10 protein-coding genes are annotated in these 15,294 nt (G+C 57.6%); 2 read left to right on the top strand and 8 right to left on the bottom strand.

What is annotated here, in order from left to right:
* Window positions 1–106: 106 nt before the first annotated feature.
* The gene (locus EKD03_RS16900; RefSeq protein WP_161569297.1) at window positions 107–613 is read right to left on the bottom strand and encodes a YbaY family lipoprotein; all 507 of its coding nucleotides are present in this window, start codon (window positions 611–613) and stop codon (window positions 107–109) included.
* A gap of 73 nt (window positions 614–686) precedes the next feature.
* Between EKD03_RS16900 and EKD03_RS16895 the strand changes: the two genes are divergently transcribed.
* Together EKD03_RS16895 and EKD03_RS16890 are read left to right on the top strand one after the other, a co-directional pair.
* Entirely contained in the window at window positions 687–1,451 is a 765-nt protein-coding gene (locus tag EKD03_RS16895; protein ID WP_129633424.1) for a nucleoside phosphorylase, read from the top strand.
* Between the two features lie 385 nt (window positions 1,452–1,836).
* Window positions 1,837–3,336 carry a sensor histidine kinase gene (locus EKD03_RS16890; protein ID WP_129633422.1) on the top strand — a complete coding sequence of 500 codons (1,500 nt, stop codon included), beginning with the start codon at window positions 1,837–1,839 and terminating at the stop codon, window positions 3,334–3,336.
* Window positions 3,337–3,356: 20 nt separating this feature from the next.
* Here EKD03_RS16890 and EKD03_RS16885 read toward each other — a convergent pair whose 3' ends face one another.
* The 7 genes from EKD03_RS16885 to EKD03_RS16855 form a co-directional block, all read right to left on the bottom strand.
* Window positions 3,357–3,551, bottom strand: a complete 195-nt coding sequence (locus EKD03_RS16885; protein WP_129633420.1) for a hypothetical protein — start codon at window positions 3,549–3,551, stop codon at window positions 3,357–3,359.
* 36 nt (window positions 3,552–3,587) lie between these two features.
* Complete coding sequence (locus tag EKD03_RS16880) at window positions 3,588–4,958, bottom strand: hypothetical protein (protein WP_129633418.1); 1,371 nt, start codon at window positions 4,956–4,958, stop codon at window positions 3,588–3,590.
* A 178-nt stretch (window positions 4,959–5,136) separates the two neighbouring features.
* On the bottom strand, window positions 5,137–8,973 hold the full coding sequence (bchH, locus tag EKD03_RS16875; RefSeq protein WP_129633416.1) for a magnesium chelatase subunit H: 3,837 nt from the start codon (window positions 8,971–8,973) through the stop codon (window positions 5,137–5,139).
* A 133-nt stretch (window positions 8,974–9,106) separates the two neighbouring features.
* Window positions 9,107–11,161, bottom strand: coding sequence for a biotin/lipoyl-containing protein (locus EKD03_RS16870; protein ID WP_129633414.1), 2,055 nt, complete (start codon window positions 11,159–11,161; stop codon window positions 9,107–9,109).
* An 11-nt stretch (window positions 11,162–11,172) separates the two neighbouring features.
* A complete protein-coding gene (locus tag EKD03_RS16865; RefSeq protein ID WP_129633412.1) occupies window positions 11,173–12,627 on the bottom strand; it encodes an acetyl-CoA carboxylase biotin carboxylase subunit in 1,455 nt (484 codons plus the stop codon).
* 99 nt (window positions 12,628–12,726) lie between these two features.
* A complete protein-coding gene (locus EKD03_RS16860) occupies window positions 12,727–14,724 on the bottom strand; it encodes a CHAT domain-containing protein (protein WP_129633410.1) in 1,998 nt (665 codons plus the stop codon).
* Between the two features lie 14 nt (window positions 14,725–14,738).
* A complete protein-coding gene (locus tag EKD03_RS16855) occupies window positions 14,739–15,074 on the bottom strand; it encodes a XisI protein (RefSeq protein ID WP_129633408.1) in 336 nt (111 codons plus the stop codon).
* Between the last annotated feature and the right edge of the window lie 220 nt (window positions 15,075–15,294).

Below are 15,294 nucleotides of genomic sequence, written 5' to 3'. Positions count from 1 at the left end.
TTGCGCCTCTACAGATGCAAAATCTTGCGCCTCTACAGATGCAAAATCTTGCGCCTCTACAGATGCAAAATCTTGCGCCTCTACAGATGCAAAATCTTGCGTCTCTCTACATCAACCGCCTACGCACCACCCCCACCCCGACACCCAACCCAAACAACCCCAGCGCGATCAGCAGCGGCAGCGTCCCGGCACTTGCCTGAGGCACGTTTGCTACATTCAGCTTGTACATCGTCATCTGAAGGTTACTGGTAGGGTTGCTGAAGGTGAGCACCGGGTAGGCGACACTGGTGCGGTAGATAACCTGTCCGGCGAGCCGGATATTACCCTGGAGAATGTAGCGTCGTCCACCATTGATCTGGGCCGGATCATAGGGCAAACTGAAGGAGAAGGGCGATTGCGCCCCGCTGGTGCTGAAGATACGCTCGGTGATCACCACGGGTGGCTCGTTGGTAATCGTCACGTCGGCCAACTGAATGGTCACTATCGCGCTACTTGGGAGCGACTCAGCACCACTCAGATAGATTACCCCATTGAGGGTGGTGGTAGATTGGGCTGCGACTGGGTTGGGTGCGCTGCTGAGGAGCAGGGCGCAGGCCACAAGGATGAGAAACATAGGTTTCATTGGTTTCTCCAAACTCTTGATGCTTGATCGGATTGGAATCGAAGTATAGCACAGAGACCGCATTATGCCCCTTCCGCAACAACGCAGCAAATACGAATCACCCGCCCGTTTCGAGCCACTGGAACAACTCGACTATTTCCGCCGCGAGGGCTTAGCCCCGGATGGCCCAGCACCCGCCGGGGTGATCCTCTGTTACCAGCGCAGCCTCGTTCGGCGGATCATGATCGAAGAGGCGATCACGCCGTCGCTCTGTGTATTGGGGCGGCTCTACCCGTTACCCTCGACTGGAGGGCGCGTGGCGGTAGCAGGCGACTTCGGGATTGGCGCTCCGGCAGCGGGGATGCTGATCGAGTTACTGATAGCGATGGGCGTGCGGCGCTTTATTACGATTGGCACCGCTGGTAGCCTCAGTTCGCAATTGGGGATCGGCGATCTCACCGTGTGTCGCGCCGCCTACCGTGACGAGGGGGTCTCGCACCACTACCTAGACGACCCGAACCCGCTGGTGGAGCCAGATCCTATGCTGAGTGACGCTTTTGCGGCGGCGCTAGGTGTGGCGGCTGTACCTGGGCCAACCTGGACAACCGACGCACCCTTCCGCGAGACCGAGGCCGAAATTCAACACTACCAGCAGCTTGGCGTCTTAACCGTAGAGATGGAGGCAGCCGCACTCTTCGCCATCTGTCGTTACCGTGGGGTTGCGATTGCGGGGGGCTTCGTGATCAGCGACCTGCTCAACGAGCCGATCTGGAACCCACAGTTCCGCGCCGAAGCGACTGCCGAGGGCCTATGGCGATTGTTTGTGGCGGCCCGCGCTGCTGCTCTATGAGGAAGAAGAAGAGTAGAGACATCTCCGGCTCTACCCTCCAATCATGAACCTGCATTATTTCCTATGGCGCTACCCGTAGTTAAGAAAGAGGGCATAAAAGCCCTCTTTCTGGTATTCTGGCCCAAGACACCAGCCTGTGCATCTCGACGCAATACTCGGCACGCCCTCACCTGATCACCCCAACGCCGCACCACAACGCCCACCAACGCGGGCTAGATCCAATCCACTCCACGTCGGTGGGCATTGTGGGTGTGGCCCGCAACTTCAATCACTGGACGTAACATGACGTGGCCCTAGTTCAATGGGGGAGCCACATGCTTCGTCCCTACCACCCATGTTATACTACGAGTCACAACGCACAAATAAACCCAGGAGAAGATGAAACGTGCCGTTACGATCTCTGGTAGCGCCGCTTGTGACGCGCCTTCACCGCTGGGACTACACTCGTCGCTTCACCTTCACTGCAACCCTTATTGTCCTAGCAACTATAAGCCTAGCTGGAGTATTGCTCTGGCAAGGAAGTCTGTTGTTGGTCATTGTTACGATTGGCTTGGCCCTGATCATGGGCATCTTTCTTCTGGCATTGTACCAGTCCATCAATAGCGAAGTGCAACAACTGAGCCAGATGATCAGCCAAATCAGTAACGGCGAATCGAACGTCAAACCGTATCCAAACGGAAAGAGCGACCTCAGTGTAGTGGCCCAGCGGCTTGCTAGTCTGGCGGGCGAGTGGATGTTGAGTGGCCTCTATCGGCAAGCTATCGTGGAGTATGCGGTTGATGGGATCATGATTATTGACGAGCATGATCGCATCACCACATTCAACCCGGCTGCCGAACGCATGTTTGGCTTCACGAGTACCGAGATCATTGGACAACCAATTGCACGCCTCATTCCCGATCCGCTGCATCGCCAGTATAAGCTGATCAGTTTGGGGGACGAAATTATCGGGCGGCATAAGGATGCCCATAACTTCCCGATGGACATCAGTTCGGGTCAGATCGTCATGAATAAGCAGCGCCTCTACGTGCTCATTCTGCGCGATGCAACCCGGCGCAAGCAGGTCGAGGAAGAACTTGAACGTGCGCGTGATGCTGCTGAGGCAGCGAGTCGTGCCAAGAGCACCTTCCTCGCCAACATGAGCCACGAATTGCGAACCCCGCTGAATGCGATCATTGGCTATAGCGAACTGTTGATCGAAGATGCAGTAGATGCGCAGGAAGAAGATCTCGAAAGCGATCTGCGACGCATTCATCGCGCCGGTACCCACCTGCTTGGTCTGATTAGCGATATTCTCGACATCTCCAAGATCGAGGCTGGGAAGATGGATCTGCGCTACGAGTATTTTGCCCTGTCACCGATGCTCAGCGATGTCGATCTGACAGTGGAGCCTCTCGCTGCCCAACGCGGCAATCACTTCATCACCCAATATAGCGGTCAGCCGGAATCGATCTTCGCCGACCCAGTACGGGTGCGCCAGATCTTGATCAACCTATTGGGGAATGCCTGCAAGTTTACCGAGAATGGCACAATCATCCTGCGGATTGCCGTTGAAGATGAAGATCATCTCCCGCGCCATGATGATTGTCCAGGAGCATGCATCATCTTCGAGGTCACCGACACGGGGATCGGGATGAGTGAAACCCAGATGGCACGCCTCTTCCAACCCTTCACCCAAGCGGATGATTCAACCACGCGCAAATATGGTGGGACAGGGTTGGGTCTCGCACTGACCCGCTACTTTTGCCAAATGATGGGGGGAACGGTGGATGTGGTGAGCGTTCTCGGCCAGGGTTCGTCCTTTATGGTGCGGCTGCCATTGCGCAGCCCCGATGAGACGCGCAACCTTGAGATCGAGCGCGATGCGGTGGAGGGACGGCGGTAGAGATGCAACGTTTTGCGTCTCTACCGCTGTGGAGCGTAGCTCCTCAATTGGTAGTGGCTGTGCATGCGTTCGGCGCGATGATGACAAGATGGACACGGGCAGTCGGTGGCAATGGCGTCAAATTCGATGATCACCTTGTGGGCGTCACTATCAATAACGACATCCTTGACACGAAAACTGGTACCGAGTGGGAGGATATAGGGCAGAAGATCCATGGAAGACCTCAGCGAATTAGCTCCCCGCGTGCATTTTTACGGTTTCTGACCTGTTAAAAGGTCAGTGAAGCGCCGTCCATAATCATAGTGATCATATACCTGTCTCGACAGGTAGTTGCTCGGATCAGATGGATTGAACGGCAATGCGCCTTGGTGATAACGTAGCAAGGTCAAGAGATTTAAGGCTATCAGAAGAACCATGACTACTCGAAAACCGAGATGTATCCAAGGATGAACTAAGCGCATCTCTTCAAATAACTGCAGTATGCCTACGCAGATCAAAGGAGCTAAGGATACAAGTCTGCGCTGTCCAAACGCTCCACCAGCCCACCAATCACGCGCAATCATTGAAATAAAAACTTCCATAACGATAGAAACCCCTGTTACAACCGCTAAAATGTACCAGACATAGCTCCGCCCCAAACGTGGGTAGCGAAATAGCCTCGCTAAGCCTACAAGACCAAACAGAATGAGGGGATGCCAGAGAAAAACACCATTCCAAGTTGAGAAAAAGAATTTTAGCGGTTCGGCATTGCTAGGGTTAAGGAAATTACCACTTTGAGGTACTGTTAGCCAAGATCCATAAAGTACTCGCCAAATAAGTAGTTGCGGTAAAGCTGCAACTGAGAGACCAACCCCTGTAGCAAGTGCAAAGCCAAGGCGATGCGTCCGTCGCAAGTTCATCAAAACTGGTATAGCAAATAGGCCAAATATGACATCCTGCCAACGCACTAGAAAGACTAATCCGATCGTCATTCCATATGCTAGACCATCGAGTATATTTACCGTTTCTTTGCGTAGAAGTGTTACTGTCATGAAAATCAATAGCCCTACGGCGAAAAACTGATTACCGTGCGCGTAATCCACATCTACACTAAGGTAGAATACAAGGGGCGTGCCGAGGAGAGTGGTAAGAATAGCTAGAACTCTTAGTCCTATTGGAGTTGTTGGGAAAAGTACTTTAAGGACAATATGGGTAAGAAAAATTCCTAGTGTACCCCAGAATACTGTCCCGATCATCACCGCTGCAACATAGACCTTTCCGAATCCATCACAAGGTGAGGTCATTTCTGTACGACATATCAAATCAGCTATCGCGTAAAAAGGTGACCAAAGAATGGCAGATCCTACTGGAAATGGATTTGAGATTAATCCATTTGGTAATGATTCGCCGTAGGTTCTGGTCATCCAGGGGTATTGCTGCGCCTCGTTAATATAGTTAACATCTAGGTCAAAGAAGGCCGAGCGAAGCGTCGAAAAATAAAAAACACCATCCCACATAACCTGAACCTTATTTACTTGTAAGGTATATAAGGATGTTACGACAAACAGTGTAACAAAGATTAAAATATAAAGAATAAACGATTTAAGTTGACTAAAGCGTACTTTTATAGGATTATTTTCCATAGCTTAGTTGCCTTAAGTAAAATTTCGCAAACATTGCAAAGTTGCTGCTTAACCTTAAAAACCACCATGACCAAGATTGGGAGGTGGCGCAACCGATCTGCAACGCATAGGCATTCGGTTAAGGAACATGTAGGGGGCGCATCGTGATGCGCCCCCCTCACCACCCTCCACGACAATATTAATCCTGCACGCCCTCTAGGCGATCTTCCAGATCGGCGTAGATCTCGCGCAGACGATCCAGCGTCTCCTCGTCGGCCTGCCACATACCCCGGCTGTTCGCTTCGAGCAAGCGGCCCACCGCGTTGCGCGTCGCTTCCGGGTTGGCCGATTCGAGGCGCTGGCGCATCGTGTCGTCAAGCACGAAGGTCTCGGCGGCCTGATCGTAGACCCAGTTATCCACCGCCTGGGTGGTAGCGCTCCAGCCGAGCATGTAGGTGAAGCGGTGGGCGATCTCGGCTGCCCCGTTGTGGCCATGCTTCAACATGCCCTCGTACCACTTGGGGTTGAGCAGCTTGGTGCGATACTCGACCCGCAAGACCTGATCGAGGCTCTGCACTTTGGTCTCGGCGGTGAAACTCTCCACATAATTCAGGGTGACGCTCTTGCCCGTGGCGCGTTCGGCCGCCGCCTTGAGTGCCCCGGAGTAGCCGTAGTAGTGCTGCATATCGGTCAGGCCATACTCGACACTGTCAATCTCTTGCGCGACCCGCCCGACGGTGCCGAGCAGTGAGCGTAGCACTTCGGGCTGTGCTTGGCCGCCCTTCTCGCCACCGAAGGCGTAGGCGTTGCGCTTGATGAAGAGTTCTTCGAGATCCTGGCGATCTTCCCATGCGCCGCCGTCAATCGCATCGTCCACATCGGTGCCGTAAGTACCCTCGGCCTGGGTGAAGACGCGCGCCGTCGCCTGATCCCAGGTACGGCCCTCGGCGATCATCGCATTGACATGCTTGCGGATGAAGTTCATCTCCTCCGGCTCTTCGGCCTGCGCCACCTCGCGCACGAGGCGGTCGAGCATGTCTATCGTTCCGGCGAAGGTGTCGCGGAAGATGCCGGAGGCGGTCATCAGCACGTCAATACGCGGGCGACCCAACTCCCCCAGCGGAATGAGCGCGTAGCGTCCGATCTTGCCCTGGCCATCCTTGACCGGGCGCGCCCCGATTAGGCCCAGGATGATGCCAATCGCCTCGCCCTTGGTCTTAATCGCGTCGAGACCCCAGAGCACCTGGGCAATCGTTTCGGGGTACTCATTGTTGTGTTCGGCGAGGTGGGCCTCGATCAGCGCCTCGGCAATGCGCACGCCGCGCTGGTAGGCGCTGTCCGTGGGCACACGGAAGGGATCGAGACTGTGGATGTTGCGCCCGGTGGGCAGCACCGCCAAGCCATCGCGGATCAGATCGCCACCCGGAGCGGCGGGGATGTAGTGGCCTGCAAGCCCATGCAGAAGGAAGTCGAGTTCCTGGGTGTTGTCCTTGAGCGCCGCGATCATCGCCTGACCGTGGTGAACAAGACCGTGCATGTGTGCGTGGTGGGCATGCAGTTTGGGGTAGGCATGCTCAACCGTCTCGCCCTTAAAGACGGTGCGCTGCACAAAGTCGGTACACGCTGCCTCGACCGTATCGCGCATTGCGAGCGCACTCGACGCTCCAGTGCGCGCACTCGCCAGGAGTGCCGCGTAGTTCTCGTAGGCACGCTGCTCGCCGGCTGTAGCCAGGAGCATAAAATCACCCAGGCCGGGGTTGCCCTCACGCGGGATCTTGAGCGCTTCGGTGACCAGTGTCAGTTGCTCCTCAACCGGCGGGGCACTGCCGAGGATGTGTAGGCTGCCGGTAATCAGAGTCGTTTCAAGTTCGCGTAGGTAGGCATAGATGCGCGAGACGAAGGCATCGAAATCCTCACCCTCACGACGAGCCAGTTCGACATCCAGGTTCAGCAGGTCAATCTTCTGGGTGATCGCCAACTGGGTATCTTCATCGGCAAGCCCACGCCGGGCGCGATACTCCTCGACAATATCCTTGAGCGCCTGCAACTCCTTGTAGAGTCCGGCGCGGCCATAGGGCGGGATGGCATGGCCGACGATAGTCGAGTAGCCGCGCCGCTTAGCGATATTGGCCTCGGCGGGGTTATTGATCGGGTAGATGTAGAAGTTGGGCACCTGGCCAAGCAGAACATCAGGCCAACACTGCTCGGTCATCCCCAATTGAACACCCGGCATCCACTCGACCGTCCCGTGCATTCCGACATGAATGAGCGCGTGAGCACCAAACTGCTGGCTGATCCACTTGTAGAAGAGCGCATACTGATGGTGCGGGGTATTCTCGCGGTCAAACAGCAGCCGCATAGGGTCACCGGGCATCCCGATCATGGGCTGCACGCCGATATAGACATTCCCCAGTTGCATCCCACCCAGCCGCACCTGATCCTTGCCAAGCGGCGCAATATCACCGGGGAAGTTACCCCAGCGCGCATTGATGCGATCCTGATCCTGCGGACGAATCCAGGAGTGGAAGCCCTGACGCCCCACCGTAGGCAGATTGAGCGCGGGATGATCGGCGGGGATAGGTGGCGGATCAGACTGAATCGTCCCATCAAGGCAGCGCGCAAACTGCGCCGGGTCATGTGGGTACTCGCCGACATCGTAGCCCGCCGCCTTCATACGGTCGAGCAGCGCGATGACACTGGCGGGCACATCCAACAGTGCGGCGGTAGCGGTGTTGCCCTGTCCAGGCGGGTAGTTGTAGACCACAATCGCGACCTTCTTGTCACGATTTTCGGTACGCCGCAGACGCACAAAGCCACTCGCCAGTTCGGCCATGCGGGCGAGACGATCCGGCACGGTGCCGATCTCGCTGCCGCGCATACCGCCGATGACCACCGGGGCCACCGAGCCATCCATCTCCGGCAGCGAATACATGATCGTGGCCTGGATCGGGCCAACGCCGTGCTGCTTCCAATGCTCCTCATCCTGCACAAAGAGCGGGGTCGCGACCATATAGGGCACATCAAGCTTGCTCAACAACTCGCGAGCCACCGAGACGGTCAGACCGGCCTTGCTCGAACCGGCAGGGCCACCTACGAGGGGGAAGCCCATCGTACTGATAAGCAGGTCAACGCCCATCTTCATCAGCCACTCGCGCACCACCACATGGCTCTCGATCCCCATCACGAAGATGGGGAGCACACGCAAACCCGCCGCCTCCAGAGCACGGGTTACCTCGTGGGGGTATTGGGTGCCAGTGAGGATATGGGCGCGGAAGAAGAGCACCGCCACGGTTCCAATGGTCGGCTTGGGCTTGGCCTTACCTTTACCACTGGTGCGCTGGCGTTCGCGTTCCCACTTCTCAAATTCATCGGGCTTACTAAAATACTTAGGTGCATCGGGGTGGGCAAAGCCATAGTTAGGAATCTCAATTGGCGGATCGACATGCAGCTTAGGCATCCCGCAATACTCGCGCAGGATGAGCTTAAACATGTTGGCCGCATTGGCAATACTGCGCGTATTCCAATAGTTGCCCACATTCGTCCAATTACGGAAATCGGCCAGCCGCTTACCGGGCAAGAAATTGACTAGCTTACTGGTAATCTTTTGCAGGCGCACATAGCCCAAATAGGCATCTTCTTCGCGGTTGCCAACCAACAAGCGGGCCACATTCTGCACCGGCTTGGGCATGCCCCCGCCACCGCCCTTGCCGCCCATGGCATAGCTCCCCACTTTTGTGAGGCGCATCACCTCCGGCACGCTCTCGAAGGTAAAGACGATGGGCGGATCGTGGCGCTCAATCATCGGCACCAGCAGATCGGTGGTATCGGCGATGGTAATCAGCGAGGCGAAGAGGCACGAGCAGCGCGAAATAGCCGCCTCAACCTCCGCCGTGCGCTGCTGAACATCAGCATCCTCGAAGATATGCAGACGGAAGCCGGGTACTTCTTTGCGTACTTCAGCCTCAGCTTGGGCAAAAAAGCCCAGGCTATAGCGCTGCAAGCTAAGCACCATCACAAACTCGGTGATCTGAGCCATTGCACCCTCGCTGGTGTTTCAAGTTTAAGAGATAAAAAAGCTGTCGCTTATTATAATACCATTTTTTTGGAGGTGGTTGGTGGCTGCGCCACCAACCACCTCCAAAAAGTAGAGACGGCCCGCCGAACCGTCTCTACTCCTTCTCGATCACCAAGAGCAACTGGCCCTCCTGAACAATATCGTTCAGCTTGACGCAGATCTCGGCCACCTTGCCGGTGAAGGGCGCGATGATCGCGTTCTCCATCTTCATCGCCTCCAGGTTGGCCACCTCTTCGCCCTTATGCACAACATCGCCCACATGCAGTGCGCCGCGCTTGGGGTTGCCGATACGCCAGACGTTACCGTTGATGGTTGCCCCAACATCGTTGGGGCCTTTGGCCATGCGCACCTCGGTCGCCTTGGCTCGCGGGGTCGCCACTGGGTAGACGCGGGTGACGTTGTTGACCTTAAGCACCACATGGATCATACCCTCGTGTTCGGCACCCACCGACACCAACTCGATGCAGTAGGGTTTGCCATCGAGCATGAAGTCTACCTTCTGGCCGGTGCGCTGGAGGCCGTTGCGCCACACATCGGTGGGCAGCGCCAGCGGGGCATAGCCATACTTCTCGCGGAACTCGATGAAACTGATCGCATCCTTGGGGTGCATCAGGTAGAGCACGAACTCCTCGTCACTGGGGTTGCGCCCAATCGCGTCGGCGAGGGTCAGGCGCAGCTTGCCGAGGTCGTCATCGGCCAGCGTCTCCAGCGGCGACTCTTCGGTGCGCCCGGCAATCTTGGCCTGCCACTCATCGCCAAAGGTGCTCTGGTAGACCCAATCGGCGGGCCAGCCGACCGGCAGTTTGCCGTAGTTACCCGTCAGCAGGTTCTTGAAGTCGCCGGGGGCGCTGCGGAAGAGTTGCAGCATCTCGGCCTGCTCGGCCTCGTTCATGGCGCTGAAGTCCTGGGCACACTCCTCAACAAACTTGCTCAAGAGTGCAATCAGGCGCTTGACGCCCGCCTCGCCCTGCTCCTTGGCGTAGCGGTTGACAATCCCGCTACACGTCACCCAGGTCACTTGCGAACCGGGAGTCACGTCGAAGTAGCAGACGATCTGGTTGTAGAGCGACATCACGCGCAGGATGGCCGGCATGAGGTGGAAGAAGCCGCCCTTTTCGGCCTGTTCAAACGAACTAGGGAAGGCTCCACCGGGCATGCGGTGCTTGGTGACACCATGATCGTAGCCCTTAAACGGCGACTCGGCCCACTCGTAGTGGCTGATCCACTCGCGTACCTTCTCGTTGGCCGTTTCGGCGGCGGGGCGGTTGAGGTGGACGTGGATGCCGCTCTCCTCGAAGTATGCCTGTACCCCCAGGATGGGCGGGTGGCCGTAGAAACGCACCAGCGCGTCCTCCTGCACATCCACGATCTTGGCCCCGGCTTGGGCGGCAGCCAGCAGCGCCGGGATGCCCAGGCCATCGGTAATGTGGCGGTGGTAGTGGATAACCAGTTCGGGGTAGTGCTGCTTGATCGTGCTCACCAACTGGCTGATGCGCGCCGGATTGCCCACCCCGGCCATATCCTTAATGCAGAGGATGATCTCATCAACCCCGCCACACAGCGCCACAATGTCGCGCACCACACTCAGGTAGTAAGCGTCGGTGGCCCAATCGGCGACGGTGAAGGAGATCGCCGGTTCGAGCAAGCGCCCGCGCTTCATCACCGTCTCAGCGACAGTACGCATGTTGCGCACATCATTGAGGAAGGAGAAACAGCGCCAGACATCAATATCCACGTTCGAGACCGCATACTCGATCACGTTCTTGGGGTAGGGCCGGTAGCCCCACAGATTGGTCTCGCGGATAAGCGTCTGGAGCAGCACATTCGGCATCATACGCCGCAGCATCTGCACCTCTTCAAAGGGGCTTTCGCGGCGGTTCATGATACCCACGTGCCAGCGCGCCCCACCATGACACTCGGCGCTAAAGAGGCCCATCTCGTTAAACGTGGGCGCAAGCGTCTGGAGATCGTAGAAGCGATGGCGGTTCTTAAAATCGGACTGACCGGCATCGCGCATACTCACCGAAGTGAGGCAGACACCATCCAGATCGCGCACCGCCTGGACGATCTCACGCGCACTCATACCGGGGCGAACAAAGGCAAATGATTCGGGAGCCGCAGCGGGCTGGGGCTGATTCTTGCGTGGCATAACGGCTCCTCCTACATCCAGCCCTGCGGGCCAAGGGCGGAAATCTCAGCGACATAGCGAGCTACCCGCAGCATCTCGTCCTCGCCGGTACGTTCGCGGAAGCCCGAAACCAGCTCCTGCATATGATCCTCGATAAACTTGGTCGAGAAGTCCCCGGCGATAAACTTGGGATGGCGGATCAGACTGAGCAGGAGCGGAGCCAGCGTCTTGATCCCCTCTAGGCGCAGATCGCCACTGATAGCGCGATCCATCACCCGTAGCGCATCGGCGCGGTCGGTACCAGAGGCCATCAGCAACATGAAGAGCGAGTCGTAGTAGGGCGGAATCTCCTCACCCTCGGAGGCACCCAGGATGACACGCACATTCGGGCCAAGCGGCGTGCGCAGGTGGGTGATCGTGCCAAACGAGGGATAGAAGGTCTTGGGGTCTTCGGCATTGAGGCGCACCTCAAGCGCGGAGCGATTGGCCACCACATCAAACTGCTTGATCGGCAGCGGCTTGCCTTCGGCCACATCGAGCATGATGCTCACAATATCGAGGCCGGTGATCAGCTCGGTAATGCCATGCTCCACCTGAAGGCGCGTATTCACCTCAAGGAAGTAGAAACTCTGGGTCGAAGGCTCAAAGATGAACTCGACCGTCCCCGCCGAAGTGTAGCCAATCCGGCGCATGAGGCGCGCCGCCGTGACACAGATCTCCTGGCGCAGATCGCTCTCCAACGTCGAGGGCGCCTCCTCAATGATCTTCTGGTTGCGGCGCTGAAGCGTACACTCGCGGTCGTAGAGGTGAACGACATGCTGATACTCATCGGCAACGATCTGCACCTCGATGTGGCGACCATGCTCGATATACTTCTCAACCAGCACCGTATCGTCCTTAAAGGACTTCTTGGCCTCGGAGCGCGCCTGGGCCAACCCGCCCGCGATCTGCTCGGTGGTATCAATCTTGACCATGCCCTTACCGCCACCACCGGCAGCCGCCTTGATCATGATCGGGAAGGCCACGCGCTCCTTCTGCATCCACTCGATGATCTGCTCGGCGCTGGTGACATTCTCGATCCCCGGCACCGTCGGCACATTCGACTGCTTGGCGATCTCCTTGGCGCGGATCTTATCGCCCATCAGGCGGATGACCTCTGGCTTCGGGCCGATCCAGATCAGACCGGCATCAATCACCTTCTGGGCAAAATCGGCATTTTCGGCCAGAAAGCCCCAACCGGGATGAATCGCATTCGAGTTACTCTGGATCGCAGCATCAATAATTTTATCGGCGTTGAGGTAGGACTCAATCGGCGGAGCCTCACCAATATGGATGGCGGTATCGGCCATCCGCACATGGTAGGCGAGGCGGTCGGGCGTGCTATAGACGGCAGTCGTCGGGATCTTGCGATCCCGGCAGGTATGCATGATTCTGACAGCCGGAACACCTCGGTTGGCTACCAGAACCTTGCTGATGCTGCGTTGCATAACAAGGGTATCCTTCTATTGTTTCAATGCCCAAGGAGGAGAGATTGAGCACGAGTATAGCATAGATGAGATACACTCTATGAGGTGAGGGGCATCGCATCACACAAACACCGCGCCTGGTTCGCGGGTGCCGACGTAGAGCACAGGCACATACCAGCTATGCTGCTGCCCATCGCTGACATAGAGTTCCTCGCGGGCACGCCCGATGGCGGCCTGAACACTAAGCCCATCCGCAATGGCGTGGTAGATCGCCGCCGTGCTGCGCAGCGCGGCGCTAATCTCTACCCCCAACTGCATGCCGACCACCAGGGGTGCTCCGGCGGCGCTGAGCGCCGGGGCAATGCCGCTAAGGAGGCTGGCACTACCACCTTCGATTGCGGCAGCCTGCGCCCCTCGGCAGGCTGTCAGGATGACCATACGTGCGCCGCGTAGCGCAACGGCGATCTGGTCGGCGGAGACGAGATGCGCGGAATTCCCCGGTGTGGCCGGGTCGAGCATGAGGACGCCGCGCCCCTGGCTGTACCAGCCATTGCCGGTGAACTGCACAATGTCGGGGGCGGAACGTAACGCATGGGCAAGATCGTCTAGTCGCACCGGGCTAATCTCGGTCACTTCAATGCTGTGGCGTGCTTGCAGTTCGGCCCAGAGCTGATCCAGCTTGGCCCGTATCAGCGCCAGATCCTGCGGGCTACGTTGCACCTGTGGGGTTAGGGCCAGAATGCGCAGTGGCCGGTCGCGCTGCTGGGGCAGGGGCGGCAGTGGGGTGCTGCGGTCGAGGTGCCGGGTGAACTGGCGGCTAGGGGTGGCGCTGAGGAGCCAAGGGGTTGGCGTATCCGAGCAGAGCAGTTCCCAGGGGAGCGCGGCGAGTTCGATGGCATTGGGCGGCAAGAGGAGGCGCACTGCCAACGGACGGCCAGTTGCAGCGGCTTGGGCAGCGGCCAGGGCGAGGGCGATACTACCATCGGCGTTGACCAGCGCGGTGTAGAGTGCCTGCCCAACCCGCCGGGGCAGATCGGGGCGTAGCCCTTGGTGCTGGTCATACAGACCTAGGGCGATCAATTCGGTCAGATCGGCGCTGCTCAGGCCAAAGGCGGGGTGCTGCTGGTATTCCAGGGCGCGCAGCACAGCGGGCAACGCCGCGCCGGGGTAGGGGTTGACGAAGGTACTCGTATGCTCTGGGTGGCTGGAAGTACGCCAGCGGATCTGCGCCCCGTTGGGCGTAGGTGTACATTGCAGCGTGAGGATGACATTGTCGCTGCGACTCTCTTGGGGTTGCCTGCCGCGTAGAAAGTCGCCACCGCTCTGGTAGACATTCCCACGAACCTGGACATGATCATTCTGAAAACGCACCGTTTTGGCGGGCTGCGGCGCACACGCCGGGGCTACCGGGTCATCCAAGCGGATGGCTCCCGCCGACTCCACCAGATCGCCATGCACGTTCATGTTGCGGTTGACAAAATCAACCGTGGGGATGGCCGCTGCACCGATGGAGTCAGCGGACGCATGGAGTCTGCTCAACGCCTCTTCTGGGGTGGCCAGTGCGGCAATGACCGATTGCGCGGCTTGATCCTGGGTGGCCCACTGGCTCAACAGCCGCTCGATCAACCAGGCGTGGTAGGCGCGCCACGCGGCATCATCACTCGCCAGCAGCGTAGAGAAGGTGCGCTGCATTGTTGGCACAATCTGGGCTTGGATGAAGGGCAGGGCGGGTTGCGCCGCCAGCAGGTGCGCGAGGCTAGTAGCGAGGGTATGCTGGGCAGCCTCCAGATCATCGAGTTGGGTCATGAAGAGGCGATCCAGCGCAGCCATACAGCCACGCAAGCGCCGAAAGGTCTCCGGGTCGCCCTCTAGGGCGACGAGGGAGTAGGCAGCCTCCACCTGGGCCAGCGCCGCCGCACATGCCTGCTGGGCAGCGCGGGAGAGCGGGCTACCCGGCATGTTGGTGAGGGGAACCTGCCGCCACACACCAACAAGATGAGCGGTATCCCAATGCAGCCCCAGCCCACGTGCAGTTGTCAGCAGCAGGGCATTGCCGATCCGCCCACGCACACTCAGGAGGAGCGCCCCGGCGATGGTCTGGTGGAGGTGGTGAGGCATAGGGTGTCTGGCTATTATCCAGGAGAAAAATCAGTAAATTGACGCTTATATGGTGACTGAAATCCAAGGACAATATCAGTCTTAGGTACACCCTTTTCTACCAATTGATTTGCGACACCTTCTTCCGTGCCATCGTGTTGAATCCAAATTTTTCCATCACGGATATCAATATGCAGAACGATTCCATGAATTCGCTGTTGTTTATGCCATCCTACACGCAGAAGTTGATAGTGATCATGAGTATAATCCATGATGAGTTCGACATCAATATCTCCGTATGATGGAGTATACGCACTATAATCACGCAGAATTTGCTCGATATAGGTACGATATTGGGTTACGGTATCCATTGGACAATCTCCTCCATTTCTGGATCATAGACCAATAATGCGAGTGAGCTTTAATCAAGGCCGATTTGATGGCGTGATGAAAGATGTCCTTGGCAGCCATCCGCACATCCTTTCGTCCTTCATGGCATTATTGCGCCCATGTTGGGGGTTGTGCTAGTTGAAAATTGGTTCATAGCAGGTCTGGGAGGTTGACCAAAGACCTCCGGTGTGGTATGGCTGG

Source organism: Candidatus Oscillochloris fontis (assembly GCF_004138135.1).
Lineage (GTDB): Bacteria > Chloroflexota > Chloroflexia > Chloroflexales > Chloroflexaceae > Oscillochloris > Oscillochloris fontis.
The sequence above is the reverse complement of the archived record's forward strand: the minus strand, read 5'-3'. Positions and strand labels throughout refer to the sequence as shown.

Bases quoted from the DNA above. Each gene is read 5' to 3' on its own strand.
- EKD03_RS16860 (WP_129633410.1), bottom strand. From the start codon at position 14,724: ATGCCTCACCACCTCCACCAGACCATCGCCGGGGCGCTCCTCCTGAGT.
- EKD03_RS16895 (WP_129633424.1), top strand. From the start codon at position 687: ATGCCCCTTCCGCAACAACGCAGCAAATACGAATCACCCGCCCGTTTC.
- EKD03_RS16885 (WP_129633420.1), bottom strand. From the start codon at position 3,551: ATGGATCTTCTGCCCTATATCCTCCCACTCGGTACCAGTTTTCGTGTC.
- bchH (WP_129633416.1), bottom strand. From the start codon at position 8,973: ATGGCTCAGATCACCGAGTTTGTGATGGTGCTTAGCTTGCAGCGCTAT.
- EKD03_RS16865 (WP_129633412.1), bottom strand. From the start codon at position 12,627: ATGCAACGCAGCATCAGCAAGGTTCTGGTAGCCAACCGAGGTGTTCCG.
- EKD03_RS16880 (WP_129633418.1), bottom strand. From the start codon at position 4,958: ATGGAAAATAATCCTATAAAAGTACGCTTTAGTCAACTTAAATCGTTT.
- EKD03_RS16855 (WP_129633408.1), bottom strand. From the start codon at position 15,074: ATGGATACCGTAACCCAATATCGTACCTATATCGAGCAAATTCTGCGT.
- EKD03_RS16900 (WP_161569297.1), bottom strand. From the start codon at position 613: ATGTTTCTCATCCTTGTGGCCTGCGCCCTGCTCCTCAGCAGCGCACCC.
- EKD03_RS16870 (WP_129633414.1), bottom strand. From the start codon at position 11,161: ATGCCACGCAAGAATCAGCCCCAGCCCGCTGCGGCTCCCGAATCATTT.